We start from the raw sequence: 25,889 nt of genomic DNA, 5'->3' as shown, positions 1-25,889 counted from the left end.
CAATAGATGCCCTCCAACCATCGGCGGGCGAGGACTTCTAGACGATTGCGTCCCGCGGCACCATAGTCTTGACACGGCGCTCGTTCACGTCGGCCCAACGAATGGACGCGAGGAAAGCGACAACGCAGGAAGAGGCAGCGTCTTTACGCTCTCTTCATCCTGCTTGCTTACTCCTAGCTAACCCTCGCCATCTTTCCCCGCATCTCGTCTGGTTATGGGAAATCAACGACATGAAGCCTCGCTCGCTCCTGCCTTTGGCCTTTACCGGCGTTATGCTCGCCACGATGCCGGCGGCGCATGCATTTGACCTGTTCAAAGCGCCGAAGCCGACGAGCCGCCCCGCCGTCAACTCGTTTGTCGACACCAAGATCAAGACCGGCTCTTTGAGCTCCAGCGTGGACACGTCCGGCAAGCTCGAGCGCGGCGGCAGCGTAACGGTGCTGAAGAGCGGACTCGACGCAATCTCATCGCGAAACATCCCGCGCGCCCGTGCCGTGCGTGACAGTCTGCCGTCCAACTCGCTGGACCGGCACATTCTTGCCTGGGCGATCGCCTTGTCGGCTGATCCGGGCGTGGGCAGCGATGAAATCGCGAATGCTGCGGCGATGCTGCCCAACTGGCCGGGAATGGCTGCCCTTCGCCGCAACAGCGAACGCGCCCTCGCCCGCGAAAAGCCGGCGCCGCGCATCGTCATCAATGCGTTTGGCGGCACCACGCCTTTGACACAGGACGGCACCTTGCTGCTGGCCCGCGCCCATGTTGCGATTGGCGATGCCAAGGGCGCCCGCGCTGTGCTGGCTCCGTATTGGCGCTCGGAGAAGCTCGAAGCCTCTGACGAGCAGGCCATCATTCGCGAGTTCGGCAAGATCCTGACGACGTCGGATCATCGTACCCGCATGGAACAGATGCTCTACCATGAGCGCGTTTCTTCTGCGGAACGTGTTGCGGGCTTGAGCGGCGCGCAGGCGCTTTTCAAGGCGTGGGCCGCCGTGATTCGTGATGAGCGCAACGCCACCAGCCTGCTCGAACAGGTTCCGGCAGCCCAGCGCGAAACCGGCTTCTATTATGCGCAGGCCAAAAGTCTGCGCCGGGCAGAAAAATACACGCTGGCTGCCGCGGCAATGCTGCGGGCCCCCAAGGAGCGCAGCGCGCTTGTGGATCCCGATGCATGGTGGATCGAGCGGCGCGTGTTGTCGCGCGAGCTCCTCGACATCGGAAAGCCGGACCTCGCCTATCGTGTTGCGGCCTCTCACGCCGCCGAAAGCGCGACGAGTGCCGCGGATGCAGAGTTTCACGCCGGCTGGTATGCGCTACGTAGCCTCGGAAACGCCAAGACTGCCGCTGCGCATTTCGCGCGCATCGCCAAGATTTCCAGCACGCCGATCTCCTTGTCTCGTGCGTATTACTGGTTGGGACGAGCAGCGGAAGCCGGCGGACCGGGCAGCGCGCAAACTTATTACCAGCAGTCGGCACGCTATGGCGCGACCTATTACGGGCAGCTGGCTTCCGCCAAGCTCGGTCGCCATACGATCACGGCCGAATACCCCTCACCCACGCTTACCGATCGGCAGAACTTTGCCGGCCGCGAAGCCGTCCAAGCCATTCAACGTCTTGAAGCTGCCGGCCATGCCTGGCGTGCGGACGGTCTTTACCGGGATCTGGCCGAGCAGCTGACGAGCCCAGGCGAATTGGCGCTTCTGGCAGTTCAGGCGGAAAAGCGCGGCAACCATTATCTCGCTTTGCGTGTCGGTAAGATCGCCGGACAGCGCGGCCTCGACATTGGCGCCCTCGCTCATCCGACCGGCGCCATTCCCTCCTCGGCAAAGATGTCGACCGCTGGCAAGGCGCTGGCCTATGCGATTGCGCGACAGGAAAGTGAATTCAACGCCGGCGCGGTCTCCGGCGCGGGTGCAAGAGGCTTGTTGCAGCTTCTGCCAGGTACGGCCAAGGAAATGGCGCGCAAGAGCGGGCTTGCTTATTCCGCTGACCGGCTCACCACCGACGCCGGCTACAATGCGACACTCGGAGCGGCCTATCTGTCGACACAGCTCGACCGATTCGATGGCTCCTATGTCATGACCTTCGCCGGCTATAATGCCGGCCCGTCGCGTGCAGCCGAATGGGCGAAGCGCTATGGCGATCCGCGCGGCCAGAACATCGATACCGTCGTGGATTGGGTGGAGCGCATTCCCTTCACCGAAACGCGGAACTACGTGCAGCGCGTCATGGAAAACTACCAGATCTACAAGATGCGTCTGGCCGGTTCGATGGATATTGCCGGCGACCTATCGCGCGGCCGCTAAACAGACCCGACGCTCCCGTATAAAAGCGCCCCCTTCTTGGGGGCGTTTTGCTTTGTGCTTCTGAAAGAGGGGGCGTAGTCAGGCGAACAGCGACGGCGCTGCAGTTTACCTGACCGGCGTCCAATGACGACGAGCCCTCCTCATAGGAGAGAGCAAGGCGCGTCATGACTGATCGTCAAGCTTAGCTCAGCATAGCTGCAGGCGAACACAGACCGAGTCTATCGGCCTGACATTGCCGCATTGGACTACGTCTTCTGCGCCATCGAGTACCGGGCTTATAGCGCCGCGTAGCTGTTGTTAGACGGCCCCCTGGCCCGCCGATCATTGCCGGAGACACAGGCAGCTCGAAAACACATTGCAAGAACCGTCAGACCATAAACTCACAAGCGTCATGCCGTTGAGAAGCTTGGTGGACGACCTTTGTCGGGCGACAAGCCTGCCTAAACAACAAAAAGCCCGGCGTTACCGCCGGGCTTTCCGTAACCAACTCTTGCGAGTGGATTAGAACGAACGCTGGAAGCGCAGGATGCCGTTGAAGGCTTCGTCGCGCGACACGTAGTTGACTTCTGGCGTGATCGACAGGCCAGCAACTGGCGAGATCGGCAGCGAAACAGCAGCGAACCACTCTTCGGTGTCGAAGTACTGGAACGTACCAGCCAGGCCAACCTTCTCGTTGAAGGCAACCGATGCGCCGGCGAGAACAGCCCATTCAGCCAGTTCTGCAGTGCCGTATGCATTGCCGTTGTCGAGCAGCGAGTAGTAGTTCTCGACGTCGGTATCGCTGGAGTACAAGCCCTGAACCGTCAGCTCGATAGCCGTGTTCGGGATCTTGAAGCCAACACCGACCTTGCCGCCCCATTCGTCAGCAACGCCGTCGTAACCGGCCATACCGCCGATCCAACCCCAAGCCTGCGTGAAGCGCACGCCGCCTTCGAAGTTCGTGTCCCAATCGCCGTTTTCGTCGTTGTCGACGGCAGCGATGATTGCGGAGAAGCCGTTACCACCGGTGAAGGTGTACGAGATTTCGGAAGCGTTGCGGTCGCCATACGAACCGTCGTTGATGGTCGGACCACCGTAGTCGAGGAAGCGCGAGTAAGGCGTGTCGCCGTAGCCGACGAGGAAGGTGCCCGTAGCAGTCGCCAACGAAATCTGAGCATGCTCGATTACAGTGGAGTTGCTGCCGGTCTCGGAGAAGACGAGCTCACCGGTGCCGGAGTCGAAGCCAGTCGGCGACGTGCCGTTGGAGTCGTACTGAGCGAAGATACGGCCATAACCGGTCAAGGTGCCGAGTTCGGTTTCCGACTTCACGGTGAAGGTCGGAGCGAAACGAGCGCGGGTGTCGTAACCGTCGTTGTTGAAGTCTTCGTCGTCGCCACCGATGTTGCGAACTTCGAAGCGAACGTAGCCACCAACCTTCAAGCAGGTCTCGGTGCCCGGGATGTAGAAGTAGCCGGTGCCGTAAACGTCGCAAACGCGAACGTATTCGACGGGCTCTGGTTCTGCGATCACGATAGCGTCAGCAGCGCGTGCGCCGGAGACAGCGATCATGGCCGCTGCGGAGCCGAGAAGCAGGCTCTTAATGTTCATTTTCTGACCTCCAGTCAAAGTTGATAGTGGGTCTGGGTATTTTGCTGAAGGACAGCGTTCCCTGCCCCATCCCCTATGGCCGAAAAAGCTGCGTTGTTCGCCCCTTCTTCTGATCAGAGGTGTACCCCCGCTTCGTTGAACCGTTCAACTGGGATTGTGACCGAGTGACCTTGAAGTCGCCCCTATGAGAACACCTTGTTGCACAAAAGACACGAATTGAGGGGGTCGGGTAAGATCTGGTTAACATTTGGGATCGCTAAAGCGTCAAATGCGAACCTGTAGGCGCCTCACGAGCCCGAGAATCGTGGCGGCACGGCAGTTTTGACGTCGAATCGAGTCGGCGAGTGCTAAAAACAAACAAGGACGCCGAAGCGCCCCTGTTCCTGTTCTGCAGCTGCCTGGATCACTCCAGGATCTTGTCGATGGTAATTGGGAGATCGCGAAATCTCTTGCCCGTGGCGTGGAAGATGGCGTTGGCCACTGCCGCAGCCGTTCCAACGATGCCGATTTCGCCCACGCCTTTCACGCCCATCGGCGTCACCTCCGGATCCGGCTCATCGACGAAGATCACCTCGATGTCGTGAATGTCGGCATTGGCGGGCACATGATATTCAGCGAGGTCATGGTTCATGATGCGGCCGATGCGGTGATCCACGAAGGTTTCTTCATGGAGCCCCATGCCGATCCCCATCACCACGCCGCCCAGGATCTGGCTACGTGCCGTTTTCGGGTTGATGATCCGGCCTGCCGCCACCGAGCACACCACGCGTGTCACACGCGCGACGCCAAGCTCCTCGTCCACCTTCACTTCGGCGAAGACGGCACTGTGCGTGTTGCGCGACTTGCGCATCTGGCTGATCATGCCTGAAATACCCGCGGAAACCGTTTCTTCGGCTTCCAGGCTTCCTTGTTCGGCCGCAGCCATCGCTTCGCCGTAGGAAACGTTCTTCGAGGGATCGGCCTTTGAAACGATACGCCCATTGTCGAACACGACGTCGTCGAACTTGGCGCCCTCCAGCGGTGAGTTACGCACCTTCTCCGCCGCATCGAGCAGCTTTTTACCCAAGCTCTGGCAGGTCGCCTCGATTGCAGCGCCTGCTGAAGCAGCGGTCCAGGATCCACCTTCGATCGGTGACATCGGAAGACTGCTGTCGCCGATCTTGACCGAGATCTGATCAACTGGGATGCCCAGCGTATCGGACGCGATCTGCGCGAGGATCGTGTAGGTACCCGTGCCGATATCGGACGAGGCCGTTTCGATCACGAGATTGCCGTTGGCCGAGAGCTTGGCGCGTGCCGCCGTCTTCTGGAACATGGCGTCCCACATACCGGTCGCCATACCCCAGCCGACGAGTTCATGATTGTCGCGCATCGAGCGCGGCTCCATGCTCCGCTTGTCCCAACCGAAGGATGCCGCGCCTTCAGCATAGGCTTCCCGTAACGCCTTCGACGTGAAAGGCGTGTCGTTCATCGCATCCTTTTCGGAATAGTTGCGAAGCCGGAATTCCAGTGGGTCGAGGCCGGCCTCGTAGGCCATCTCGTCCATCGCAATTTCGAACAGGGTCATGCCTGTGGCCGCACCAGGCGCACGCATGTCACCTGGCGTGTAGGTATCCATAGGCGAGATCGTGTAGTCGCCGGCTGCGTTGGGACAGGCGTAAGCCATCAAGCCCCAGTTCACGACGTTTTCCATGTAGTTCTCGAAGCGGGACGTGGAGGTCGTCGCTTCGTTGCGGATTGCGGTCAGCTGGCCGCTTGCATCCGTACCCAGGGAAACCGCCTGGAGCGCTTCGGGACGGTGAACGTGGCTGAACATCTGCGGACGCGTCAGAACCACGCGCACCGAACGTTCCAGCATCGTGGCAGCCAGCGCTGCGAGGAAGACCTGATATTGCGGCCGCAGCCCCGAACCGAAAGCGCCGCCGACAAACGGATTGAGCACGCGCACATTATCCGACTTCAAGCCGAAGATGTTTGAGATGTAGGTCTGAGTGTTCTGCGACCCTTGTGTCTTGTCGTAGAGAGTGAGGCTGTCCTTGTTTTCCCAGACCGCAGTCGTTGCATGCATTTCCATGGGATTATGGACATGCACACCCATGTGGTAGGTTTCGGCAATCCTGTGGGTCGCCTGCGCCATTCCGGCATCGACATCGCCACGGTTCTTGAAGCCGAGATAGTTGTTGCGCTTCTTGGATGGCATGAAGCGCTCAGCCTGAGCGGCGCGGAAGTCCGTGTTGTGCTCGGCAGCTTCATACTCGACCTTGATCAGCGATGCGGCGTAGCGGGCCGTTTCAAGGTCCTGAGCCACCACAAGGGCGATGGGCTGAAGGCTGAACTGTACTTCGTCATCATAGAGCGCGCGGAACGGCTTGCCTGGAGGCGACACCTGTTCCTGGTATGCGCTGTCAGACCCAGCGAGGTCCGGGCGGTTCTTGTGGGTGATGATCTCGACCACGCCGGCAACGGCGCGGGCAGCGTCTTCATGAATGGCTGTGATGCGACCGCGGGCGATGCCGCTGGAAACTACCCAGCCATAAAGCAGGTCGGCGACGGGATGTTCGGCTGCATAGCGGGCATGGCCTGTCACCTTCAAGCGACCGTCCACGCGGCTGAGCGGTTCACCGATACGAGCGGGTGCGTTGGCATGTGTTGTCATAGCCGACCTCCTCAAGCCACTTGCTTGTTGGTTTGCGACTGCGGCGTTCCCGCAGCTGCCTGACGAAGCGCCCGGCGGATCGCCCGGCGTGCCAGTTCGATCTTGAAGTCGTTTGTGCCCTGACCAACCGCTCCCTGGAGCATGGCATCAGCAGCCTGGGCGAAAAGGTCCGCCGATGGCTCCTGCCCCTCAAGCAGCGCTTCCGCTGCCGGAACGCGCCAAGGCTTGTGCGCGACACCACCAAGCGCAAGACGCGCCTTGGCGATCTTGCCGCCTTCCATCTTCAAACCAACGGCCACCGAAACAAGCGCAAAGGCATAAGACAACCGGTCGCGCAGCTTCAGATAGGTGTAGTTTTCGGTGAAGCTGTCGGCCGGCAGGTCAATCGCGGTCACGATCTCGCCGGGCTGCAGGGTGTTATCCTTCCACGGTTCATCACCTGGAAGCCGATGATAGTCGGCGAAGGCGATCACGCGCTCGCCAGCAGGACCTTGAACGCGAACCTCGGCTTCAAGAGCGGCGAGCGCCACGCACATATCCGACGGATGCGTGGCGATGCAGGCTTCGCTCGTTCCGAGGATCGCATGAATGCGGTTCACGCCCCCAATCGCGCTGCAGCCGGAGCCCGGCTCGCGCTTATTGCAGGGCGTTTCCGTGTCATAGAAATAATAACAACGCGTGCGCTGGTTCAGGTTACCACCATTCGTCGCGGCATTGCGCAGCTGCGGGCTGGCACCGGCCAGAATGGCCGAGCTGAGAAGCGGGTAGCGCTGTTCGACGCGCTCGTCATAGGCGGTGTCGGCATTCGTCGCGAAGGCGCCGAGGCGCAAACCACCTTCCGGCAGATCCTCGATCGTGTTTTGCGAAAGGCGCGAAATGTCGACCAGCCGCGTCGGGCGCTCGACATTGGCCTTCATCAGGTCAACCAGATTGGTCCCGCCTGCGAGGAAACGTGTGTCCGGTTCCGCGCCCATCTGAGCGGCTTCGGCAATGTCGCCGGCACGATGATAAGAAAAGCGGTTCATTTCGCGCCCTCCTTCTCCAGCACATCCATCACCGCATCGGTGATGTTCGTATAAGCACCGCAGCGGCAGATGTTGCCGCTCATCAGCTCGCGGACCTCGTCGCGTGTGCTGGCACGACCTTCGTTCATGAGACCAACGCCGGAGCAAATCTGGCCAGGCGTGCAGTAGCCGCACTGGAAAGCGTCCCTGTCGATGAAGGCCTGCTGCAAGGGATGCAGCGTCTCGCCCTGCGCCAGCCCTTCGATCGTGGTGATCTCCGCACCATCATAGGCGACGGCGAGCTTCAGACAGCTGTTGATCCGCTTGCCATCCACGAGCACCGTGCACGCGCCGCATTGGCCGTGATCGCAGCCCTTCTTGGAACCCGTCAGATCGAGCCGTTCACGCAGCAGATCCAGAAGCGTGACCCAAGGCGCAACACTCAGTTCGCGCTTTCGGCCGTTGATCGTCAGTGTGATGGGAATTCCGGGCAGCTCCGTGCCCGCCGCTTGTTCCTGTGAGCCGGTGATGTGATCCATGCGATCCTCGTGGTCTCTTGCGAAAGGGACACGACGCTGTGGAGAGAGCTCCAAAGGCGGGACGAGGCGTTGCTCAGTGTCTAGCAGAGCTGCGTTCCTCGACCACGCGCCAGCTGCGCCCGTCGATTGGTCAATCATGTGGTGGCAGGCACGAAGATCGCGACTACAGGCTGCTAATCCGCGAGGCGCAAACAGGTTCCAGACGCATTCACGCCTAGGCTGACCATCGTAGCTCTTCAACAAACGGGTGCGTTGCGGCTGGCGATAATCCTCGCTAAGCCGCCTCTACGATCCCAAAGGTTTTCCGATGCCGCCCCATCTCACCAATCTCGCCAAGTCGCTGCCGTCCACCGTCCCGTTCGTGGGGCCGGAAACTCAGGAGCGGAACAACGGCCGCTCCTTCAAGGCGCGTCTTGGAGCCAACGAAAATGGCTTCGGCGCATCGCCGAAAGTGGCTGCTGCAATGGCCGCAGCTTCGGATGAGATGTGGAAATACGGCGATCCGGAAAACTACGAGCTGACGCAAGCACTGGCGCACCATCTCGGAATTCAGCCTGGCCAGATTGCCGTTGGTGAAGGCATTGATGGCCTGCTCGGACTGGCCGTGCGGCTTTTCGTTGAGCCCGGCGCCACCGTTGTCACCTCGCTCGGCGGCTATCCAACCTTCAACTACCATGTCGCAGGCTTCGGGGCGCAGCTGCATACGGTACCGTATAAGGGCAATTACGAAGATCCCGATGCTCTTCTGGCGGCCGTTCTGAAGATGAAGCCGGCAATGGTTTACTTTGCCAATCCCGACAATCCGATGAGCACATGCTGGCCGGCAGAAGATGTCATGCGCCTCATCGACGGGGTTCCCGATGACGTCATGCTCATTCTCGATGAAGCCTATGGTGAATTCGCGCCGGTTGGGACCTTGCCGCCGATCGACGTGATCCGGCCAAACATGCTGCGCATGCGCACCTTCTCCAAGGCTTATGGCCTCGCCGGCATGCGCTGCGGCTATGCGATCGGGGACGTCGAGATGATCCGCGCGTTCGACCGTGTGCGCAATCACTTCGGAATATCGCGCATGACACAGGTCGCAGCCTTGGCGGCACTAAAGGATCAGGCGCATCTCGCGGAAACGGTGAAGAAGGTGGAACGGTGCCGGGAACGGCTTTACCGTATCGCCGAAGACAACCGTCTCACAGCCCTGCCTTCGGCCACAAACTTCGTGGCTATCAATTGCGGCTCCGATGGCGCGTTTGCCATGCGGGTTCTGCAGGAACTCGGCCAGCGCGGAATTTTCGTGCGCAAGCCAATGACACCAGGGCTCGATCATTATATCCGCGTCAGCTGCGGTCCGGATGCGGAGATCGATCTCTTTGCGAAGGCTTTGCCGGCTGCACTCGATGCTGCCGGCAAAGCGTAGTTCTTATGCCTAGAACTTCAGCGCGCCGCTCAGCGAAAGGGCGTAGCCCCATTCGTTGTCGGACGTCGCGGTGTAATCAAGCGCGTTGGCGACCTTGTCCTTGTCGCCATCGGTGAAATAGATCGCCGCGCCACCTGCACGCAGCTGGAACTTGTCGGAGAAGTCATAGGCGACGCCGCCGCCAAAGCTCCAAGTGTCAGTTAGCGTGTCCCAACCGGTGGTAACACCCTTATCCCAGGTCACGGAAACGGACGCACCCAGCTTGTCGTTGAACTTGTGTCCAACACCGCCGGTGACCGTCCAGCCATCTTCGAAATAGAAGTTGGTGGACGAGAAGGTCTGGTTGGCGATGCCTTCAACCAGCTCGATCCGCTTCAACACACTCCAGTCGGTCCACTTCACGGAACCGAACGCCAGCCAGCCCGGCGCGATACCGGACTGAAGGCTGAATTCGAGGTTCTGCGGCAAGGTTGCCGAAGTGCTCGCGGACGTAGCCATGGCGTTGCCATAGATGGCCGCTGCCTGGCGTGGTGTCAGTCCAGTCAGGGTCGCGAGCGTCGCGAAAGGCGTGTTGTAATATTCGCCTGTCGCATCATGGTTCGTTTCCGAACGGTAAAGCAGCTGCGCTTTCAGAGCGATTTCCGGGATCTCGTAGCCGACGCCGAGACGGTAACCAACGTCTTCGGATTCAACCTTGATGCGGCTCGTGCCCACCGTGCCGAACGCCTGCGAGAAATCGCGCGCCTGGGTGAAGTCCACCGTTTCATAGAACACGCCGCCGATCAGCATCAGGCGACCCTTTGAAAGGTCGAACCCGTAACCGCAGGTCAGGCCGTATTCATCCGTATCCAGCTTCTGCTGGGCGATGTTGAAGCGGATCGGGCCGTCATAGTTGGCTTCCACGCCGTAGGGCTGGGTGTAGGAGCCTGCGCAGCTCAGATCGCCGACAACGCGACCGCCGACTGTCACCGAGGGAACAGCGAAATCCTCGACGATGTCGGTTTCGCCTTGCGTGAAAGCACCTGGACGACCCGCAACGATACGGCCACCCGAAACGCTCGAGAAGGACCGTGCCGGCGACACGTAAGTGATCGAGCTCGTGAGGCCGAAGCCGGTCGTATAATAAAGCGGATCAAGGTTCGCGATGCCGCGATTGAAGCCGCCGGCCTGCGACGGCGCAGCGAGCAAAATGGATGCGATACCGGCGGACACCAAAGTTGCCACGGTGCGTGTCGACATAAGCCCCTCCCAAACTGAGTGACTCGAACCTAACAAGCTCCTCACCTTCTAAGAAGTGCAAGAATACAACGCTTGATCATTCTTTGCGCAGGAATGGAACGAATTCGCCTTTAAAGGCACCACTTGAATTAAGTGAACGATCGTTTTATTCTTTGCAATAGGAGGATCGATGGCGCGCACGATCGGATCAGACGGGGGAAAAACGGAAGCGGCGATCCGTCTGGCGGCAGCCGGTCTTATCGCGCGGCACGGCTTCGAGGCTGTGTCCATGCGCCAGCTTGCCAGCGAAGTCGGCGTTCAGGTTGCAGCGCTTTACCGCTATTTTCCGACCAAGCAGGATCTGCTTTTCAAGCTGATGTCCCGCCACATGGAAGAGCTTCTGACGTCTTGGAACGGTGCGGTCAGCAAAGGCGTCGACCAGCCGACGGAGCGTTTATCCGCCTTCGTTGAACATCATATCCGCTTTCACCTGGGACGGCGCGAAACCACGCATGTCAGCAATCTGGAGCTTCGCAGCCTGTCACCGGAGCAGTTGACGCCGATCCTTGCCTTACGCGCTCGGTATGAAACCGAACTGCGCACGATCCTTCAAGAAGGCGCTGACGCTGGCCGCTTTGCCATCGAGGATACTGCGCTTACGACCATGGCGATCATTCAGATGATCACCGGCGTTATCGTCTGGTACCGTCCGCAGGACCGCCTGAGCGTTGACGAACTGATTGCCCATTACAGCATCATGACCTTGCGCCTTGTTGGCGCAGCACACGATCATACAGACTGAATACCGGGAGGCAGCATGTATACGAACAGCATGGATTTCGGCCTTGGCGAAGACATCGAGGCGCTGCGCGACACGGTTCGCCGCTTCGCGCAGGATCGCATTGCGCCACAAGCCGCGGAGATCGATCGGAGCAACGAGTTCCCTGCCCCGCTCTGGAAGGAGATGGGCGAACTCGGCCTCCTCGGCATGACCGCCGACCCCGATTTTGGCGGGTCGGGCATGGGCTATGTCGCCCATGTCGTGGCTATCGAGGAAATCAGCCGCGCTTCGGCATCCGTCGGCCTGTCATACGGCGCGCATTCCAATCTGTGCGTCAACCAGATCAACCGCTGGGGAACGGCGGAGCAGAAACAGAAATACTTGCCGAAGCTGTGTTCCGGCGAACATGTCGGCGCGCTCGCCATGTCGGAAAGCGGCTCGGGGTCCGATGTCGTGTCGATGAAGCTGCGGGCCGAAAAGCGCAACGACCGCTTCGTGCTCAACGGCACCAAGATGTGGATCACCAATGGTCCCGATGCCGAAACGCTGGTGGTTTACGCCAAAACGGATCCGGAGCGGAAATCGCGCGGCATCACGGCCTTCCTGATCGAAAAGGACATGGCCGGCTTTTCGGTCGCGCAAAAGCTCGACAAGCTTGGCATGCGCGGCTCCAACACCGGCGAGCTCGTCTTCGAGGATGTCGAAGTGCCTTACGAGAACATGCTCGGCGAAGAAGGGCGCGGCGTCGAGGTGCTGATGTCAGGCCTGGATTACGAGCGCGTGGTTCTGTCGGGCGGCCCGCTCGGCATCATGGCGACCTGCCTTGACGCTGTCGTGCCTTATGTTCGCGAGCGCAAGCAGTTCGGCCAGCCGATCGGCGCCTTTCAGCTGGTGCAGGGCAAGATGGCTGACCTTTACACGACGCTGAACGCCTGCCGCGCTTATGTCTATGCCGTCGCGCGTGCCTGCGATGAGGGCAAGACTTCGCGCAAGGACTCCGCCGGCTGCATTCTTTATGCCGCGGAAAAGGCAACGCAGTGCGCGCTGGATGCGATCCAGCTGCTTGGCGGCAACGGCTATATCAACGATTATCCGACCGGCCGCCTTCTGCGCGATGCCAAGCTTTATGAGATCGGGGCCGGCACCAGCGAAATCCGCCGCTGGCTGATCGGCCGCGAGATGATGGAAGAAGGCTGATCCCATGTCCGTGATCCAGACGCAGATTTCGCCCTCCTCCGAAAGCTTCAAGGCGAATGCAGAGCGCATGCGCGCGCTTGTCGCCGAGATGGAGGACAAGGCAGCCATCGTCGAACAAGGGGGGCCGGTCGAAGCGCGCGAGCGTCATGCCGCGCGCGGCAAGCTCCTGCCTCGCCAAAGGCTGGCGCAGCTGCTCGACGCCGGATCGCCGTTCCTGGAGATAGGGCAGTTCGCGGCTTGGGACATGTATGGCGGCGACATCGCGTCGGCCGGGATGATTGCGGGTGTCGGCATGGTCGAGGGCACGCCCTGCATGATCGTCGTCAACGATGCCACGGTGAAGGGTGGCACCTACTACCCGCTCACGGTCAAGAAGCACCTGCGGGCGCAGGAGATCGCGGCCGAAAATGATCTTCCTTGTTTGTACCTCGTGGATTCCGGCGGAGCGAACCTTCCCAATCAGGATGAGGTGTTCCCGGATCGCGAACATTTCGGCCGCATCTTCTTCAACCAGGCGAATATGAGCGCCCGAGGCATTCCGCAGCTCGCCTGCGTCATGGGCTCCTGCACGGCAGGCGGCGCTTATGTGCCGGCCATGTCCGACGAAGCCATCATGGTCAAGAACCAGGCGACGATCTTCCTCGGCGGCCCGCCTTTGGTGAAGGCTGCAACCGGCGAAGTGGTGTCGGCTGAAGATCTCGGCGGTGCCGATACGCATACGCGGCTTTCAGGCGTGGCGGATCATTATGCGCTGAACGACGACCATGCCCTCGCCCAGCTTCGGCGGATCGTCAGAAACCTGAATCGAAAGCGGGAGATGCCACTCAAACTTCGAGAGGTGATTCAGCCGCTTCGTGCAGCTGATGAGATTTACGGCATCGTGCCGGAAGACACGCGCCAGCCCTATGACGTGCGCGAGATCATCGCCCGCATTGTGGACGGATCGGAGCTCGACGAGTTCAAGCAGAACTTCGGCACGACGCTGGTGACGGGCTTTGCCCATATCCATGGAATGCCGGTCGGAATCATCGCCAACAACGGTGTTCTGTTTTCCGAGTCGGCCCAAAAGGGCGCTCACTTCATCGAATTGTGTTGCCAAAGACGCATTCCATTGGTGTTCCTGCAGAACATCACAGGCTTCATGGTGGGCCGCAAATACGAGGCAGGCGGCATCGCCAAGGACGGCGCCAAGCTGGTCACGGCCGTCGCCACCGCGCAGGTCCCGAAGCTCACCGTTATCATCGGTGGCTCGTTCGGTGCGGGAAATTACGGCATGTGCGGTCGCGCTTATTCCCCGCGTTTCCTTTGGATGTGGCCGAACGCCCGCATATCCGTCATGGGGGGCGAACAGGCAGCGACGGTGCTCTCTATCGTCAAGCGCGAAGGCATCGAGCGACGCGGCGGCGAATGGAGTGCGGACGAAGAAGCGGCGTTCCGCCAGCCGATCCTCGACAAGTATGAGCGCGAAGGCCACCCGCTCTATTCTTCGGCGCGCCTTTGGGATGATGGCATCATCGATCCTGCAAAAACCCGAGACGTGCTGGCGCTGAGCCTGGCGACGACGCTCAACGCGCCGATCCCCGAAACCAAGTTCGGCCTCTTCCGGATGTGAGGTGAGAGAGATGTCAAAGCCTTTCAGCAAGATCCTCATCGCCAATCGCGGCGAAATCGCCTGCCGCGTGATCCGCACCGCTCGCCACATGGGCATCCGCACGGTTGCCGTTTACTCCGATGCTGACGCGCGCGCGCTGCATGTCGAAATGGCGGATGAAGCCGTGCATATCGGCGGATCGCCAGTGGGCGAAAGCTATCTTCGCGGCGACACGATCATCGAGGCCGCAAAGAAGACAGGCGCGCAAGCCATCCATCCCGGCTACGGCTTCCTGTCGGAAAATCCGGACTTCGTGGAACAGGTGACGGCTGCCAGCCTCACCTTCATCGGACCATCCGCCGACTCGATCCGTGCCATGGGCCTGAAGGACGCGGCCAAGCGCTTGATGGAGAAAGCCGGCGTGCCAGTCGTGCCAGGCTATCACGGCGAAGCGCAGGAGATCGTCGTGCTGGCCAGCAAGGCGCGCGAGATCGGCTATCCCGTGCTCATTAAGGCGCGCGCTGGCGGCGGCGGCAAGGGCATGCGCCGTGTGGATGATCCCGACGCCTTCCCTGAAGCCTTGGCCTCTGCCCGGCGCGAAGCCAAGGCGGCTTTCGGCGACGATCGGGTGCTGGTGGAAAAATACATCCTGTCGCCGCGCCACATCGAGGTGCAGGTGTTCGGCGACAATCACGGCAATGTCGTGCATCTCTTCGAGCGCGACTGCTCGGCGCAGCGCCGCCACCAGAAGGTGATCGAGGAAGCGCCCGCTCCCGGCATGACGCCGGAGATGCGCGCTGCCATGACGAACTCGGCTGTAAAGGCCGCGCAGGCGATCAGCTATTCCGGCGCCGGCACGATCGAGTTCATTGTCGATGGTGCGAATGGTCTGCATCCCGACCGCTTCTGGTTCATGGAAATGAATACGCGGCTTCAGGTCGAGCATCCCGTGACCGAGATGGTGACGGGCATCGATCTCGTGGAATGGCAGCTGCGGGTTGCTGCAGGCGAAGCGCTGCCAAAGGCGCAGAACGAAATCGCGCTCAATGGCCATGCCTTTGAAGCGCGTGTTTATGCCGAAGATGCTGCAAAGGGCTTCCTGCCGGCAACCGGCACCCTGCACCACCTCGCCTTCCCGGTCGCAAGTCCGGATCTGCGTGTCGAAACTGGTGTGCGCGCCGGTGACCAGATCTCGCCCTTCTATGATCCTATGATCGCCAAGCTGGTGACGCATGGACCAACCCGGCGTGCGGCGTTGGACGCACTGGTGGACGCCATCGACACGACGCAGATCGCGGGATCGGTGACGAACACGGTGTTCCTGCGCGAGCTGGCTGATGATGCGGATTTCGCGGCTGGGCGCGTGGATACGGGGCTTATCGAGCGCAAGGCAGACACGCTGACCGCGCTGCCTGAGCCGACGGAAACGGTCAAAGCCATGGCGGCACTCTCGGCGGCCGGTATCTTGGCAGAGACTGCGGACAATCCGTGGACCAGCTTGCGCGGCTACTCCCATTTCCATCCCGTGCAACGGCAGGTGAAGATCGGCGCAGGAGACGCCGAGATCACGGCGACGATTTCGGCGCTTGCCGGTGGTCGCTGGACTGTCGGCCTTGCGGATGCCGGGACCGTCGTCCTGCCCGCAAGCGCGGTTCAAGACGTAGTGCGCTGGCCGGGACATCTTACCGTGTTCGATGGCGCTGTCGGTTACAGCCTCGCCTCGCGAGATCCCCTCGAACAGGCTGCGGAAAGCGCGGCGGCTTCCGGTGGTCTTCGCGCCCCAATGCCGGGACTGGTCAAGCTGGTGCGCGTCAAGCCGGGCGATCAGGTCAGCAAGGGTCAGCCGCTGCTCGTGCTCGAAGCCATGAAGATGGAGCACACGATCACCGCGCCGGGCGATGCTGTGGTTGCCTCCATCGTTGGTCAAGGCGAACAGGTCGAGGATCGTACAGTGCTCGTTACTTTCGAAGAAGCGGGGGCAGCGTGAACGTAAGCCTTGCTGCCTTCGCCTCTGCTGAATAACGTCCAGCCATGACGATCACCGAAGAGAGTGCCAGCCGCCACCGCTTGTATGAGGATGTGCTTGCACTTCTCATAGGCACCGGCTTTGCAGCACTCGGTTTGACCTTCTACACGCAAACGCATCTGACCACCGGCAGCGCTGCCGGTCTGGCCTTGCTGTTGCAATATATGACCGGCTACGGGTTCGGGACGATCTTCTTCGTCATCAACCTGCCCTTCTATGCTTTCGCGGTCGCACGCATGGGTTGGCCTTTTGCGGTGCGCACCTTCATCGCGGTGGTGCTGATCTCCGCCATGAGCCGGATCTTTCCGCTGTTCATCGGCTTTTCTCATCTCGACCCATTATTCGCAGCCTTTGTTGGCGGCGGGTTGCAGGGCATGGGCTTGCTGATCCTGGCGCGGCACCGAACGGGCCTTGGCGGCTTTTCCATCTTGGCGCTGTACCTGCAGGATCGCTACGGCATTCGTGCCGGATACTTCCAGCTCGCAGTGGACCTGGTGATCCTGCTGATTGCGCTCACCGTGCTGACCTTGCCGCAAGTGGTGCTGTCCGTGATCGGTGCTGTCATGTTCAACATGATCCTGGCGATCAATCATCGTCCTGGGCGCTATGTCGGAATGAGTTGAAGAGTTTTACAGGAACCATCGGGAGTCCCGGTGGTTGGTCAGGCAGATCGGAACAAGGAGATCTGCCCCATGAAATATCTAATTGCCTCCGCAACAGCGCTCACCCTGCTCGCCAGCTCGGCTTATGCTCAGAACGCTGCCCCCACCCCACCACCTGCTCCGACGCAAGCTGCACCCGCTCCAATGCCGCCAGCACCGCCGGAAGAACTTGCTCCGGGTGCCGACGCGCAGAACGGTAGCCAGAACTCGCAGTCCTCCAACGGGATGGACGATGAAATGGATGGCATGGGTTCCGATGACGGCAAGCCCGATGCGATGAAGAACGAAGCCCGCCGCGGCCCCGGTCGACACCATTGGGATCGCGATCGTCCCGGGCGTCATCACTGGCGCGGTGGTCCGAGACATGCCCGCGGCAACGAAGGCGCTCGCTTCCGCTTGAACACCAAGGACGATGGCAGTGTCGAGCTTGATGTGCGCTGCGCGGCCAATGAGCCGATGCAGGCTTGTGCCGACATCGTCAACGGCATGCTCGATCGCTTGAGCAACGATGATATGTCCAGCGAAGATCGCAACGATCAGTAAGGATCGCTGAGGTCCCAGGACCGAGATCAAGATGGGGAGCGGCGCATAACGCGCTGCTCCCTTTTTGTTTTTAGTGCACCGTCATCCAGTCGCGCGCCTGACGAAGCGCCTTGGCGAGATCGGCCTTGTTCATGCTGGCCGACACTTCAGCCCGCATGCTGCTGGCGCGTTCGCAGCCCTTGATGGCCGCGATGTTGAACCATTTGTGCGCGGCAACCAGATCAACCGGGCAATCGCGGCCGGTGGTGTACATCAAGCCGAGGTCGAAAAGGATGTCGGCGTGGGTGGTGGTGGCCATCGAAGATGGTTGGTCGTCGAGGATTTCAAAGCGTGCCATTGTCTCGATCCCTGTTAGCCCCTGAGACCTTGTTTTCCGGCCTCTTTCTGATGGTTCGAGAATGCACCTTCGGCTTGAATCTGTCGTTAAGCCATGTGCTTAACCCCCGGAAAACAAACATAAAACAAGAAGTAAAGGTGACTCATTCTTAAGGATGAGAACCCGCGCGGATGCTGGCATTTCGGTAAAAACGTGCGGAACTCCGGCAGCCGCTGAGTGACGGTTTGATAACCGTGACTTGCACATGTCAGAACGCGACTTGCCCATCTCGCAGCACAAAACGCTGCTTCCGCAAGCGCGATGTTCTCATTAAGCTCACTCCGCAGCGTTCTCGAGGAAGCGTCTGGGGAGGAGTGAATGAAGCGTCTGATAATCGTTTCTGTGCTGGCAATGATCGCGGCGCCGGGCTTGGCTTTCGCCGATGACATTGAAGGCAAGTGGAAGACCGACAATGGTGAGACCGCCGAGATCGCGTCCTGTGGCAAAGCGTTCTGCATCACGGTGCGCAGCGGCAAGTATAAGGGCAAGCAGATCGGCCGCATGAATGCCGATGGCGACAACCGCTATTCCGGTGAAGTGACCGATCCGACCAACGACAAGACCTATGCGGGCAAGGCGACCCTGTCCGGCAATGGCTTGTCCATGAAGGGCTGCGTTCTGGGCGGGTTGATCTGCCGCGGCCAGAACTGGAAGCGTTTGTAAGAACGGCAACGCTTCGCGCGCTGCCGTTCTTGAGACGTCAGCGCGCCTTTTGGTTGAACATGATTTTCTGCGCTTCCTTGTCATCGGCAAGGTTGGAGCGCGCTTCAATAGCCACTGCCAGACCACGCTCGACGGCCGGACGCGCGGTCACGGCCTCGAACCAGCGCTTGAGGTTCGGGAAGTCGTTCAGGTCCTGACCCTGGTTCTTGTACGGCTTGATCCAGCCGACGCAGGCCATGTCAGCGATGGAATACTCACCGGCGAGATAGTCGCGATCCGCCAAACGCTTGTTCATGACGCCATAAAGCCGGTTCACCTCATTGGTGTAGCGGTTGATGCCGTATTCGATCTTTTCCGGCGCATATTGGCGGAAGTGGTGGGCCTGTCCGGCCATCGGTCCAAGACCGCCCATCTGCCAGAACAGCCACTGGTCGACTTCCACACGGCTACGCTCATCGCTTGGATAGAACTTGCCGAACTTGCGTCCGAGATATTGCAGGATCGCACCGGACTCGAACACCGAAATCGGCTGACCGTCCGGACCTTCCGGATCCACGATCGCGGGCATGCGGTTGTTGGGGGAGATCGCCAGGAAAGACGGCTCGAACTGCTCGCCCTTGCCGATGTTCACGAGCTTCAGGTCATAGGGGACGCCGAGCTCCTCCAACATGATGGAGACCTTCCAGCCATTGGGCGTCGGCCAGTAATGGAGTTCGATCGGCTTTGTTTGTTCGGGCATGGCAGCTCTCCTTCGGTTCGACCTGATATGGCGCCATCCCTAGAGGTTTCGAGCCACCAAGGCTGAAATGCGGCTCAATTTTGTTGAACGCAGGATGAACGGCAATCTCAGGGAGAATTCAGCGCGCCAGCCTCATAGTTGGTCCAACACCTTTGGAGGAACGCAACCATGCTCGCCCGCCGCTTCGCCATCGTTTGTCTGATGACCATGATCTTCGGGATGATGCTTTCCATGGTGGTGGCCGAAACAACGCGCGGGCGCGTCAACGACGGCAGCATTTCCTGCACCTGGTTCAACGACTATGCTTGCCGATGGGACAAGCCGTAACCAGGCGTCATTCCAGCGCCATCTAATGCCGCTACGCCTCTCCCACAAAGAGGGGCGTCGTCTTATATAAAGGCATGGAAAAGCGAATCTACCCGACACCGATCCAGGATATCTCCGGTCCCGAAGCCTACGGGCGCAAGAGCTTCACCAATGCCGAAGAGGCCGTGGACGCGCTGATCTGGCTTTACGAGCGCAACACCCGGTTCCTGCGCGACAGCTTTTCGGCACTGGCTGACGGCGGAAGCACGGATCATCGCTATCGCGCCTTTTATCCGGAAATCTCGGTCACCACCTCATCCTTTGCCCTGATCGACTCGCGGCATGCCTATGGTCACATGCCGGCGCCGGGGCAATATACGACAACGGTGACGCGCCCGGACCTGTTCAGGCACTACCTCGTCGAGCAGCTGCATCTGATCATCCGCAATCACGGTGTGCCGATCATCGTTCAGGAATCGGAGACGCCGATCCCGCTGCATTTCGCCTTCTTCGAAGGGACCTATGTGGAAGGTGCTGCGGCGGAGCGGATCACCCGGCCGCTGCGCGACATGTTCGACGTGCCGGACCTGAACGCGACGGACGATCTGATCGCCAACGGGACCTATGAGCCTGCCCCCGGCGAGCCCGCACCGCTGGCGCCCTTCACGGCGCAGCGCATCGATTATTCGCTGCATCGGCTGGCGCATTACACCGCAACCGGGCCGCAGCATTTCCAGAACTTCGTGCTGTTCACGAACTACCAGTTCTATATCGACGAGTTCTGCGCCTATGCCCGCAAGCTGATGGCCGAGGGTGGTGGAGGCTATGAGAGCTTCGTGGAGCCCGGCAACCTCGTCACGCTTCCGGGCCAGAGCGAGGCCCGCGAGGGCGCGATGCCGATCCGCTTGCCGCAGATGCCGGCCTATCACCTGGCCAAGCCCGGCCATGCCGGCATCACGATGGTGAATATCGGCGTCGGCCCTTCCAACGCCAAGACGATTACCGACCATATCGCGGTGCTGCGGCCGCATGTCTGGCTCATGCTGGGCCATTGCGCCGGGCTTCGCAACACGCAGGCGCTGGGTGACTATGTTCTGGCGCATGCTTATGTCAGAGAAGACCATGTGCTCGACGACGACCTGCCGGTCTGGGTGCCGATCCCCGCTTTGGCTGAAGTTCAGGTCGCGCTGCAGGAGGCTGTGGCTGAGGTCACCGGACTGTCCGGCTATGAACTGAAACGCATCATGCGCACGGGCACGGTTGCAACGATCGACAATCGCAACTGGGAACTGCGGGACCAGAAAGGGCCGGTGCAGCGCCTGTCGCAATCCCGTGCGATCGGTCTCGACATGGAAAGCGCGACCATCGCGGCCAATGGCTTCCGCTTCCGCGTGCCTTATGGAACGCTGCTTTGCGTGTCCGACAAGCCGCTGCATGGCGAGCTGAAGCTTCCCGGCATGGCAACGGACTTCTACAAGCGGCAAGTGTCACAGCACCTGACAATCGGCATCCGCGCACTGGAAAAGCTCGCCGACATGCCGCTGGAACGGCTCCATTCGCGCAAGCTGCGCTCATTTTCGGAAACGGCGTTTCAGTAGAACCTTTTGGTCTCAGACCCCGTCCGGCAGCGTCTCGTATTGAGGCAGGCCCGACGGGATCACCACCCACGGATGTTTGCTGCGTACGAAGTAGTGTGCGTCCGGTTGGATTTGCTCTCCATGATCGAGCGTCCCGACCCGGATGAACCGCATGTCATCTCCGTAGAAGGGATGATCGGCAAAGAGCAGCACGCCGCATTCCGCGCATTGCCACTTGCGCTGCCCGAACTCGCTTCCGATCTGGTCATGACCAGACCAGGATGATCCGAGTGTTTCCACCGAAGCCGTTTCAAACATGGCATTGATTGCGAAGGCCGAACCGGTGATGCGCTGGCAATCGCGGCAGTGACAGGCGTTCACCGCTTTCGGCTCGCCTGTCACGCGGTAGCGCAAGCGTCCGCACAAGCAGCCGCCTTCCCGCAACGCCGCATCACGCTTCACTTCCTGTTGGCTGATCATGCGCATTCTCCTCCGTTGAAGTGTCTGACATCATGATGCTCCGTCCACCAGGAGGCAATGCGAATGCTGATCGACAAACAAGCCGGGCGTTTGGCCCGGCTTTTCGCATTTACATGTTGGCGTAGACCGGACCTTCGCCGCCTTGGGGCGGGACCCAGTTGATGTTCTGGTTGGGGTCCTTGATGTCGCAGGTCTTGCAGTGGACGCAGTTCTGCGCGTTGATCACGAAGCGGGCCTGGCTGGCATCGCCGTCAGCGCGGTTTTCACTGCCCTTTTCGCCCTTCGGCGAACCTGGACCACCGGCAACGGAATTGCCGTCTTCATCCACCCACTCATAAACCCCGGCTGGGCAGTAGCGGGTCGAAGGTCCGGAAAAGACGCCCAATTCGGATTGCTTCTGCAAGGCGGGATCGAGCACCTGCAAATGAACGGGCTCGTTCTCGTCGTGGTTGGTGCTGGACAGGAAGACCGACGACAGGCGGTCGAAGGTCAAAACACCGTCCGGGCGGGGGTAATCGATCGGGCGGTGCTTGGAAGCGGGTTCGGTGGAAGCGTAGTCCGGCTTGCCATGCTTCATCGTGCCGAACGGCGACCAGCCGAACAGCGTGTTCATCCACATATCGAGGCCACCCAGCGCGATGCCGGCGATGCCCAGCTTCGACCAGAGCGGCTTGACGTTGCGAACCTTGTAGAGGTCCTTGCCGATGGCCGAACCACGCCAGGCGTTTTCGTAAGCAACCAGTTCGTCATTGGTCCGACCGGCCGCGATGGCTTCCGCCGCATGCTCGGCAGCCATCATGCCGGACAGAACGGCGTTATGCGAACCCTTGATGCGGGGGACGTTGACGAAGCCGGCCGAACACCCGATCAGCGCGCCACCCGGGAAGGACAGTTTCGGCACCGACTGATAGCCGCCTTCGGTGATCGCACGCGCGCCGTAGGACAGGCGCTTGCCGCCTTCGAATGTGTCGCGGACGCGCGGATGCGCCTTGAAGCGCTGGAATTCCTCGAACGGCGAGATGTAGGGGTTCTTGTAGTTGAGATGCACCACGAAGCCGACGGCGACGGTGTTGTTCTCGAGGTGATACAGGAACGAGCCGCCACCGGTAGCGCGATCGAGCGGCCAGCCGAATGAGTGCTGAACGAGGCCGGGCTGATGCTTTTCCGGGCTGACCTGCCAGAGCTCCTTGAGGCCGATGCCGTATTTGCCGGGCTCACGTCCTTCATCAAGACCAAACTTCTTGATCACGACCTTGGACAGCGAACCGCGGGCGCCCTCACCCAACAGCACGTATTTGCCGAGCAGTGCCATGCCGGGCGCAAAGTTCGGGCCGGGCTCGCCGTTGCGCTCCACGCCCATGTCGCCGGTGATGACGCCGATAACCGCACCTTCGTCATTATACATGACTTCAGAGGCCGCGAAGCCGGGATAGATTTCGACGCCCAGCGCTTCGGCCTTCGTGGCCAGCCAGCGGCACATATTGCCGAGCGACACGACATAGTTGCCGTGATTGTTCATCAGCGGCGGCATCATGAAGTTCGGCAGGGGCAGCGAGCCCGCCGGCCCCATCAGGAAGAACTGGTCTTTCGTGACCGGCGTCTTGAACGGATGCTCGGGATCTTCGCGCCAGTCCGGAAGCAGCTGATTGATGCCGGTTGGATCGACAACGGCGCCTGACAGAATATGGGCACCGACTTCGCCGCCCTTTTCCAGCACCACGACCGAAAGATCGGGATTGACCTGCTTCAAGCGGATGGCGGCGGCGAGACCGGCGGGACCGGCGCCGACGATCACCACGTCAAATTCCATGCTTTCGCGTTCGATCTCGTCCATGTATTTTCCTCCGGGGCGCAGGTCCCAAGCGCCTCCAAGCTCCTGTTTCATCGTGCATAACGCATGTTTTGGTGCGGAAGCACGTCTTTTTCGCAACTCCCACGGCGCAAAACGTCGCGTCTTTGACCGTTTTCTAAACCGAATGCGCCGCTCTGTCCTGCCCGTCACGATCAGGCGCTTGCATCCTTACACAGAGAAGTTGAAAAGGAGATCATGCCCGACAGGATCGAAGCCGATATTGAAGCGCTGCTGCGCTTTTATGCCGATGCCGGCTACAGCGATGCGCTGGACGACGAGCCGCATGATCGGTTCGCCGAAAGTGCCAAGCGGGTGATGCCGCGGCAAAGCGCTGCCGAACCTAGCACGCAACAAGCGCGACCTGTCGTTCAAACGCAACCTGTTGCTCCCCCTGCCATCTTCGCGCCCGCCGGCCAGCCGACCATTCCGGCCGAAGCACAGGCGGCACGTGCGCGGGAGCTGGCGCAAGCGGCGTCCACCCTGGACGAGTTGCGCGGCGTGCTGGACGGTTTCGACGGCTGCAATCTGAAATTCACGGCCAAGCAGACGGTGTTTTCGGATGGCAATCCGCAAGCGCCGATCATGTTTATCGGCGAAGCGCCGGGGCGTGACGAGGATATGGAAGGGCTGCCGTTTCTAGGGCGCGCCGGACAGCTGCTCGACCGCATGCTGGCGGCGATCGGGCTTGATCGCGATCAGGCCTATCTCGCGACGTTCATCCCGTGGCGGCCGCCGGGCAATCGCGATCCTTCGCAGCTCGAGATCGAGATCTGCCGGCCGTTCATCGAACGCCAGATCGAGCTTGTTGCGCCGAAGATCCTGGTGACGCTCGGCAACTGCTCGGCGCGCACGATCCTGCACACCAAGGCCAACCTGATGCGCACTCGCGGCACGTGGACGGTGCATCCGACAGCCGGTGGGGTGGAGATTCCGGGCATGCCGACCCTGAACCCCGAGCGCTTGCTGCAAACGCCCGCGCACAAGAAGCTCGCCTGGCGCGACCTTCTGGAGATCAAGGCGCGGCTTAAAGAAGCCTGATCAGCGATCCAGCGACAGGCGATCCACCAGCGCCGGATCGCCCTCGCCCGCCATCTTGTCGGCAAGGAGCGCTGCCGTTGTGGGGCCGAGCGTGAAGCCCTGATGGCCGTGGCCGAAGTTGAACCAGAGGCCTTTGTGACGGCGCGCGGCGCCGACAACTGGCAGCATGTCGGGCATGCAGGGCCGGTTGCCCCACCAGGGTTCGTTTTCCACTGGCTCGCCGAGGTCGAACAGTTCGCGGATGCTGCTTTCGGCCCGGTTGAGCTGGCGCAGAGCGGGTGCGGCGTCGAAGTGGGTCAGCTCGGCGCCGGTAAGCACGCGCGAGCCGGCGATCATCGGGGCGATGATGGCAGCGTTTTCGGCATCCATGACGGCGACGGTCGGGCTTTTGCCGCCTTGGTAATGGCGATGATAGCCGCGCTTGAACAGCATGGGGATTTTGTAGCCGAAATGCTTCAGCAGTTGCGGTGACCATGGGCCGAGAGCCACCACGACATCGGACGCTTCGATGACGCCGTCATCCGTTTTGACCCGCCAGCCGGAGCCGACCTGCTGAAGCGTCGTGGCATCGCCGCTGATGAAACGCCCGCCGCGCTCCTGGAACAGCCGCGCATAATTGGCCGTCAGACCGCCGGGGCTGGAGCAGGTCCATGGCTCGGTCCAGCGCACGGCACCCTGAAGCTCGCGGCGCAGATTGGGCTCGGCCGCCTTCAACTCACTTGCGGTTTCGATGCTGATGCCGACGCCGTAGGCTTCGTTCAAACGCTCGGCCGTGCGGGCGCCCTCTTCCATGCGCTTGGGCGTGCGGAACACCTGACGGAAGCCGTCGCGCTGGATGAGATTGTCGGAGCCCGAGGCCTTGATCAGCGGGGCATGATCGGCGGTGGCCCGATGGATCAGCTGCGAATAGGTCTGCGAGATCGTCTTGTAGCGCGACGGGCTGGAATGGCGGAAGTAGCGCAGAACGGGTGCGGCCCAGTTCGGCAGTGCGGACAGGTTCCAGTTGACCTCGTTGCCGCGCTTGAGCGCGATCGATACCATGGAGCCGAGATCACGCGGAAAGGCGTAAGGCTCGACCGCTTCGCCCTGGATGATGCCGGCATTGCCGTAGCTGGTTTCTTCGCCAGCGCCGCGACGATCGACCAGAACAACCGAACGTCCCTTCGCCTGCAAAGCGAGCGCGGTGCTGACGCCCACCATCCCCGCGCCGAGAACAATGCAATCCGCCATGATCAAAGTCTTCCCTGCCTTAGCGATACTGTCGTGGCACTCGCCCGACACGGGATCAAGATCGAAGCATCTTCATCCAGAAGTAAAGATTGGACCAGGCGATCAGC

At 60.8% G+C, this 25,889-nt stretch carries 22 protein-coding genes; 12 read left to right on the top strand and 10 right to left on the bottom strand.

All coding sequences use genetic code 11. The annotated features are described in order from the left end of the window. Window positions 1-230 precede the first annotated feature (230 nt). Complete coding sequence (locus JYU29_RS04435; RefSeq protein WP_213983521.1) at window positions 231-2,303, top strand: lytic transglycosylase domain-containing protein; 2,073 nt, start codon at window positions 231-233, stop codon at window positions 2,301-2,303. 501 nt (window positions 2,304-2,804) lie between these two features. On the opposite strand, the gene JYU29_RS04430 is transcribed toward JYU29_RS04435, so the two are convergent. The 4 genes from JYU29_RS04430 to JYU29_RS04415 all read right to left on the bottom strand — a co-directional run bounded on the left by JYU29_RS04430 (window position 2,805) and on the right by JYU29_RS04415 (window position 8,089). Then, on the bottom strand, window positions 2,805-3,890 hold the full coding sequence (locus tag JYU29_RS04430) for a porin (protein ID WP_250157178.1): 1,086 nt from the start codon (window positions 3,888-3,890) through the stop codon (window positions 2,805-2,807). 403 nt (window positions 3,891-4,293) lie between these two features. Then, complete coding sequence (locus tag JYU29_RS04425; protein ID WP_213983520.1) at window positions 4,294-6,546, bottom strand: xanthine dehydrogenase family protein molybdopterin-binding subunit; 2,253 nt, start codon at window positions 6,544-6,546, stop codon at window positions 4,294-4,296. Window positions 6,547-6,557: 11 nt separating this feature from the next. Then, window positions 6,558-7,571, bottom strand: coding sequence for an FAD binding domain-containing protein (locus JYU29_RS04420; protein WP_213983519.1), 1,014 nt, complete (start codon window positions 7,569-7,571; stop codon window positions 6,558-6,560). Continuing rightward, window positions 7,568-8,089, bottom strand: a complete 522-nt coding sequence (locus JYU29_RS04415) for a (2Fe-2S)-binding protein (protein WP_213983518.1) — start codon at window positions 8,087-8,089, stop codon at window positions 7,568-7,570. Before JYU29_RS04415 ends, JYU29_RS04420 begins: the two co-directional genes overlap by 4 nt. 307 nt (window positions 8,090-8,396) lie before the next feature. On the opposite strand from JYU29_RS04415, the gene JYU29_RS04410 reads away from it, so the two are divergent. Then, on the top strand, window positions 8,397-9,503 hold the full coding sequence (locus tag JYU29_RS04410; protein WP_213983517.1) for a pyridoxal phosphate-dependent aminotransferase: 1,107 nt from the start codon (window positions 8,397-8,399) through the stop codon (window positions 9,501-9,503). A gap of 9 nt (window positions 9,504-9,512) precedes the next feature. Here the strand turns inward: JYU29_RS04410 and JYU29_RS04405 are convergent, their stop codons facing one another. Beyond that, window positions 9,513-10,742, bottom strand: coding sequence for an OmpP1/FadL family transporter (locus tag JYU29_RS04405; protein WP_213983516.1), 1,230 nt, complete (start codon window positions 10,740-10,742; stop codon window positions 9,513-9,515). 169 nt (window positions 10,743-10,911) lie between these two features. Here JYU29_RS04405 and JYU29_RS04400 point away from each other — a divergent pair, with 169 nt between their 5' ends. From JYU29_RS04400 to JYU29_RS04375, 6 genes are all read left to right on the top strand, one after another. Further along, window positions 10,912-11,523, top strand: coding sequence for a TetR/AcrR family transcriptional regulator (locus JYU29_RS04400; protein WP_213983515.1), 612 nt, complete (start codon window positions 10,912-10,914; stop codon window positions 11,521-11,523). A gap of 15 nt (window positions 11,524-11,538) precedes the next feature. Then, window positions 11,539-12,699: an isovaleryl-CoA dehydrogenase gene (locus JYU29_RS04395; protein ID WP_213983514.1), complete on the top strand. Its 1,161-nt coding sequence runs from the start codon at window positions 11,539-11,541 to the stop codon at window positions 12,697-12,699. A 4-nt stretch (window positions 12,700-12,703) separates the two neighbouring features. Beyond that, complete coding sequence (locus tag JYU29_RS04390; RefSeq protein ID WP_213983513.1) at window positions 12,704-14,311, top strand: carboxyl transferase domain-containing protein; 1,608 nt, start codon at window positions 12,704-12,706, stop codon at window positions 14,309-14,311. A 10-nt stretch (window positions 14,312-14,321) separates the two neighbouring features. After that, window positions 14,322-16,277 (top strand): acetyl/propionyl/methylcrotonyl-CoA carboxylase subunit alpha, encoded by a 1,956-nt coding sequence (locus JYU29_RS04385; RefSeq protein WP_213983512.1) that lies wholly within the window; start codon window positions 14,322-14,324, stop codon window positions 16,275-16,277. Between the two features lie 44 nt (window positions 16,278-16,321). Then, on the top strand, window positions 16,322-16,939 hold the full coding sequence (locus JYU29_RS04380; RefSeq protein WP_213983511.1) for a YitT family protein: 618 nt from the start codon (window positions 16,322-16,324) through the stop codon (window positions 16,937-16,939). A gap of 69 nt (window positions 16,940-17,008) precedes the next feature. Then, on the top strand, window positions 17,009-17,521 hold the full coding sequence (locus JYU29_RS04375; RefSeq protein WP_213983510.1) for a hypothetical protein: 513 nt from the start codon (window positions 17,009-17,011) through the stop codon (window positions 17,519-17,521). 70 nt (window positions 17,522-17,591) lie between these two features. On the opposite strand, the gene JYU29_RS04370 is transcribed toward JYU29_RS04375, so the two are convergent. Continuing rightward, window positions 17,592-17,858 carry an SEL1-like repeat protein gene (locus JYU29_RS04370; protein WP_213983509.1) on the bottom strand — a complete coding sequence of 89 codons (267 nt, stop codon included), beginning with the start codon at window positions 17,856-17,858 and terminating at the stop codon, window positions 17,592-17,594. A 357-nt stretch (window positions 17,859-18,215) separates the two neighbouring features. Here JYU29_RS04370 and JYU29_RS04365 point away from each other — a divergent pair, with 357 nt between their 5' ends. Continuing rightward, window positions 18,216-18,560 (top strand): DUF2147 domain-containing protein, encoded by a 345-nt coding sequence (locus JYU29_RS04365; protein WP_213983508.1) that lies wholly within the window; start codon window positions 18,216-18,218, stop codon window positions 18,558-18,560. A 37-nt stretch (window positions 18,561-18,597) separates the two neighbouring features. Here JYU29_RS04365 and JYU29_RS04360 read toward each other — a convergent pair whose 3' ends face one another. Next, window positions 18,598-19,299: a glutathione S-transferase N-terminal domain-containing protein gene (locus JYU29_RS04360; protein ID WP_213983507.1), complete on the bottom strand. Its 702-nt coding sequence runs from the start codon at window positions 19,297-19,299 to the stop codon at window positions 18,598-18,600. A 168-nt stretch (window positions 19,300-19,467) separates the two neighbouring features. Between JYU29_RS04360 and JYU29_RS04355 the strand changes: the two genes are divergently transcribed. Both JYU29_RS04355 and JYU29_RS04350 read left to right on the top strand, forming a co-directional pair. Further along, on the top strand, window positions 19,468-19,626 hold the full coding sequence (locus JYU29_RS04355) for a hypothetical protein (RefSeq protein WP_213983506.1): 159 nt from the start codon (window positions 19,468-19,470) through the stop codon (window positions 19,624-19,626). Window positions 19,627-19,700: 74 nt separating this feature from the next. Continuing rightward, entirely contained in the window at window positions 19,701-21,203 is a 1,503-nt protein-coding gene (locus JYU29_RS04350; RefSeq protein WP_213983505.1) for an AMP nucleosidase, read from the top strand. 12 nt (window positions 21,204-21,215) lie between these two features. Here JYU29_RS04350 and JYU29_RS04345 read toward each other — a convergent pair whose 3' ends face one another. Then, the gene (locus JYU29_RS04345; protein WP_213983504.1) at window positions 21,216-21,662 is read right to left on the bottom strand and encodes a GFA family protein; all 447 of its coding nucleotides are present in this window, start codon (window positions 21,660-21,662) and stop codon (window positions 21,216-21,218) included. Window positions 21,663-21,771: 109 nt separating this feature from the next. Beyond that, window positions 21,772-23,496: an electron transfer flavoprotein-ubiquinone oxidoreductase gene (locus JYU29_RS04340; RefSeq protein WP_213983503.1), complete on the bottom strand. Its 1,725-nt coding sequence runs from the start codon at window positions 23,494-23,496 to the stop codon at window positions 21,772-21,774. Between the two features lie 213 nt (window positions 23,497-23,709). On the opposite strand from JYU29_RS04340, the gene JYU29_RS04335 reads away from it, so the two are divergent. Further along, complete coding sequence (locus tag JYU29_RS04335) at window positions 23,710-24,552, top strand: uracil-DNA glycosylase (protein ID WP_213983502.1); 843 nt, start codon at window positions 23,710-23,712, stop codon at window positions 24,550-24,552. Here JYU29_RS04335 and JYU29_RS04330 read toward each other — a convergent pair whose 3' ends face one another. After that, the gene (locus JYU29_RS04330) at window positions 24,553-25,782 is read right to left on the bottom strand and encodes an NAD(P)/FAD-dependent oxidoreductase (protein WP_213983501.1); all 1,230 of its coding nucleotides are present in this window, start codon (window positions 25,780-25,782) and stop codon (window positions 24,553-24,555) included. It abuts the gene before it with no gap. Window positions 25,783-25,889 lie beyond the last annotated feature (107 nt).

This window comes from Tianweitania aestuarii, assembly GCF_018457165.1.
Taxonomy (GTDB): Bacteria; Pseudomonadota; Alphaproteobacteria; order Rhizobiales; family Rhizobiaceae; genus Tianweitania; species Tianweitania aestuarii.
This window is presented reverse-complemented; position numbering and strand designations above follow the sequence as displayed.

What these genes read in the sequence shown, in the direction of transcription:
- JYU29_RS04435 (WP_213983521.1), top strand. Translation starts at nt 231, where the DNA reads ATGAAGCCTCGCTCGCTCCTGCCTTTGGCCTTTACCGGCGTTATGCTC.
- JYU29_RS04430 (WP_250157178.1), bottom strand. Translation starts at nt 3,890, where the DNA reads ATGAACATTAAGAGCCTGCTTCTCGGCTCCGCAGCGGCCATGATCGCT.
- JYU29_RS04425 (WP_213983520.1), bottom strand. Translation starts at nt 6,546, where the DNA reads ATGACAACACATGCCAACGCACCCGCTCGTATCGGTGAACCGCTCAGC.
- JYU29_RS04420 (WP_213983519.1), bottom strand. Translation starts at nt 7,571, where the DNA reads ATGAACCGCTTTTCTTATCATCGTGCCGGCGACATTGCCGAAGCCGCT.
- JYU29_RS04415 (WP_213983518.1), bottom strand. Translation starts at nt 8,089, where the DNA reads ATGGATCACATCACCGGCTCACAGGAACAAGCGGCGGGCACGGAGCTG.
- JYU29_RS04410 (WP_213983517.1), top strand. Translation starts at nt 8,397, where the DNA reads ATGCCGCCCCATCTCACCAATCTCGCCAAGTCGCTGCCGTCCACCGTC.
- JYU29_RS04405 (WP_213983516.1), bottom strand. Translation starts at nt 10,742, where the DNA reads ATGTCGACACGCACCGTGGCAACTTTGGTGTCCGCCGGTATCGCATCC.
- JYU29_RS04400 (WP_213983515.1), top strand. Translation starts at nt 10,912, where the DNA reads ATGGCGCGCACGATCGGATCAGACGGGGGAAAAACGGAAGCGGCGATC.
- JYU29_RS04395 (WP_213983514.1), top strand. Translation starts at nt 11,539, where the DNA reads ATGTATACGAACAGCATGGATTTCGGCCTTGGCGAAGACATCGAGGCG.
- JYU29_RS04390 (WP_213983513.1), top strand. Translation starts at nt 12,704, where the DNA reads ATGTCCGTGATCCAGACGCAGATTTCGCCCTCCTCCGAAAGCTTCAAG.
- JYU29_RS04385 (WP_213983512.1), top strand. Translation starts at nt 14,322, where the DNA reads ATGTCAAAGCCTTTCAGCAAGATCCTCATCGCCAATCGCGGCGAAATC.
- JYU29_RS04380 (WP_213983511.1), top strand. Translation starts at nt 16,322, where the DNA reads ATGACGATCACCGAAGAGAGTGCCAGCCGCCACCGCTTGTATGAGGAT.
- JYU29_RS04375 (WP_213983510.1), top strand. Translation starts at nt 17,009, where the DNA reads ATGAAATATCTAATTGCCTCCGCAACAGCGCTCACCCTGCTCGCCAGC.
- JYU29_RS04370 (WP_213983509.1), bottom strand. Translation starts at nt 17,858, where the DNA reads ATGGCACGCTTTGAAATCCTCGACGACCAACCATCTTCGATGGCCACC.
- JYU29_RS04365 (WP_213983508.1), top strand. Translation starts at nt 18,216, where the DNA reads ATGAAGCGTCTGATAATCGTTTCTGTGCTGGCAATGATCGCGGCGCCG.
- JYU29_RS04360 (WP_213983507.1), bottom strand. Translation starts at nt 19,299, where the DNA reads ATGCCCGAACAAACAAAGCCGATCGAACTCCATTACTGGCCGACGCCC.
- JYU29_RS04355 (WP_213983506.1), top strand. Translation starts at nt 19,468, where the DNA reads ATGCTCGCCCGCCGCTTCGCCATCGTTTGTCTGATGACCATGATCTTC.
- JYU29_RS04350 (WP_213983505.1), top strand. Translation starts at nt 19,701, where the DNA reads ATGGAAAAGCGAATCTACCCGACACCGATCCAGGATATCTCCGGTCCC.
- JYU29_RS04345 (WP_213983504.1), bottom strand. Translation starts at nt 21,662, where the DNA reads ATGATCAGCCAACAGGAAGTGAAGCGTGATGCGGCGTTGCGGGAAGGC.
- JYU29_RS04340 (WP_213983503.1), bottom strand. Translation starts at nt 23,496, where the DNA reads ATGGACGAGATCGAACGCGAAAGCATGGAATTTGACGTGGTGATCGTC.
- JYU29_RS04335 (WP_213983502.1), top strand. Translation starts at nt 23,710, where the DNA reads ATGCCCGACAGGATCGAAGCCGATATTGAAGCGCTGCTGCGCTTTTAT.
- JYU29_RS04330 (WP_213983501.1), bottom strand. Translation starts at nt 25,782, where the DNA reads ATGGCGGATTGCATTGTTCTCGGCGCGGGGATGGTGGGCGTCAGCACC.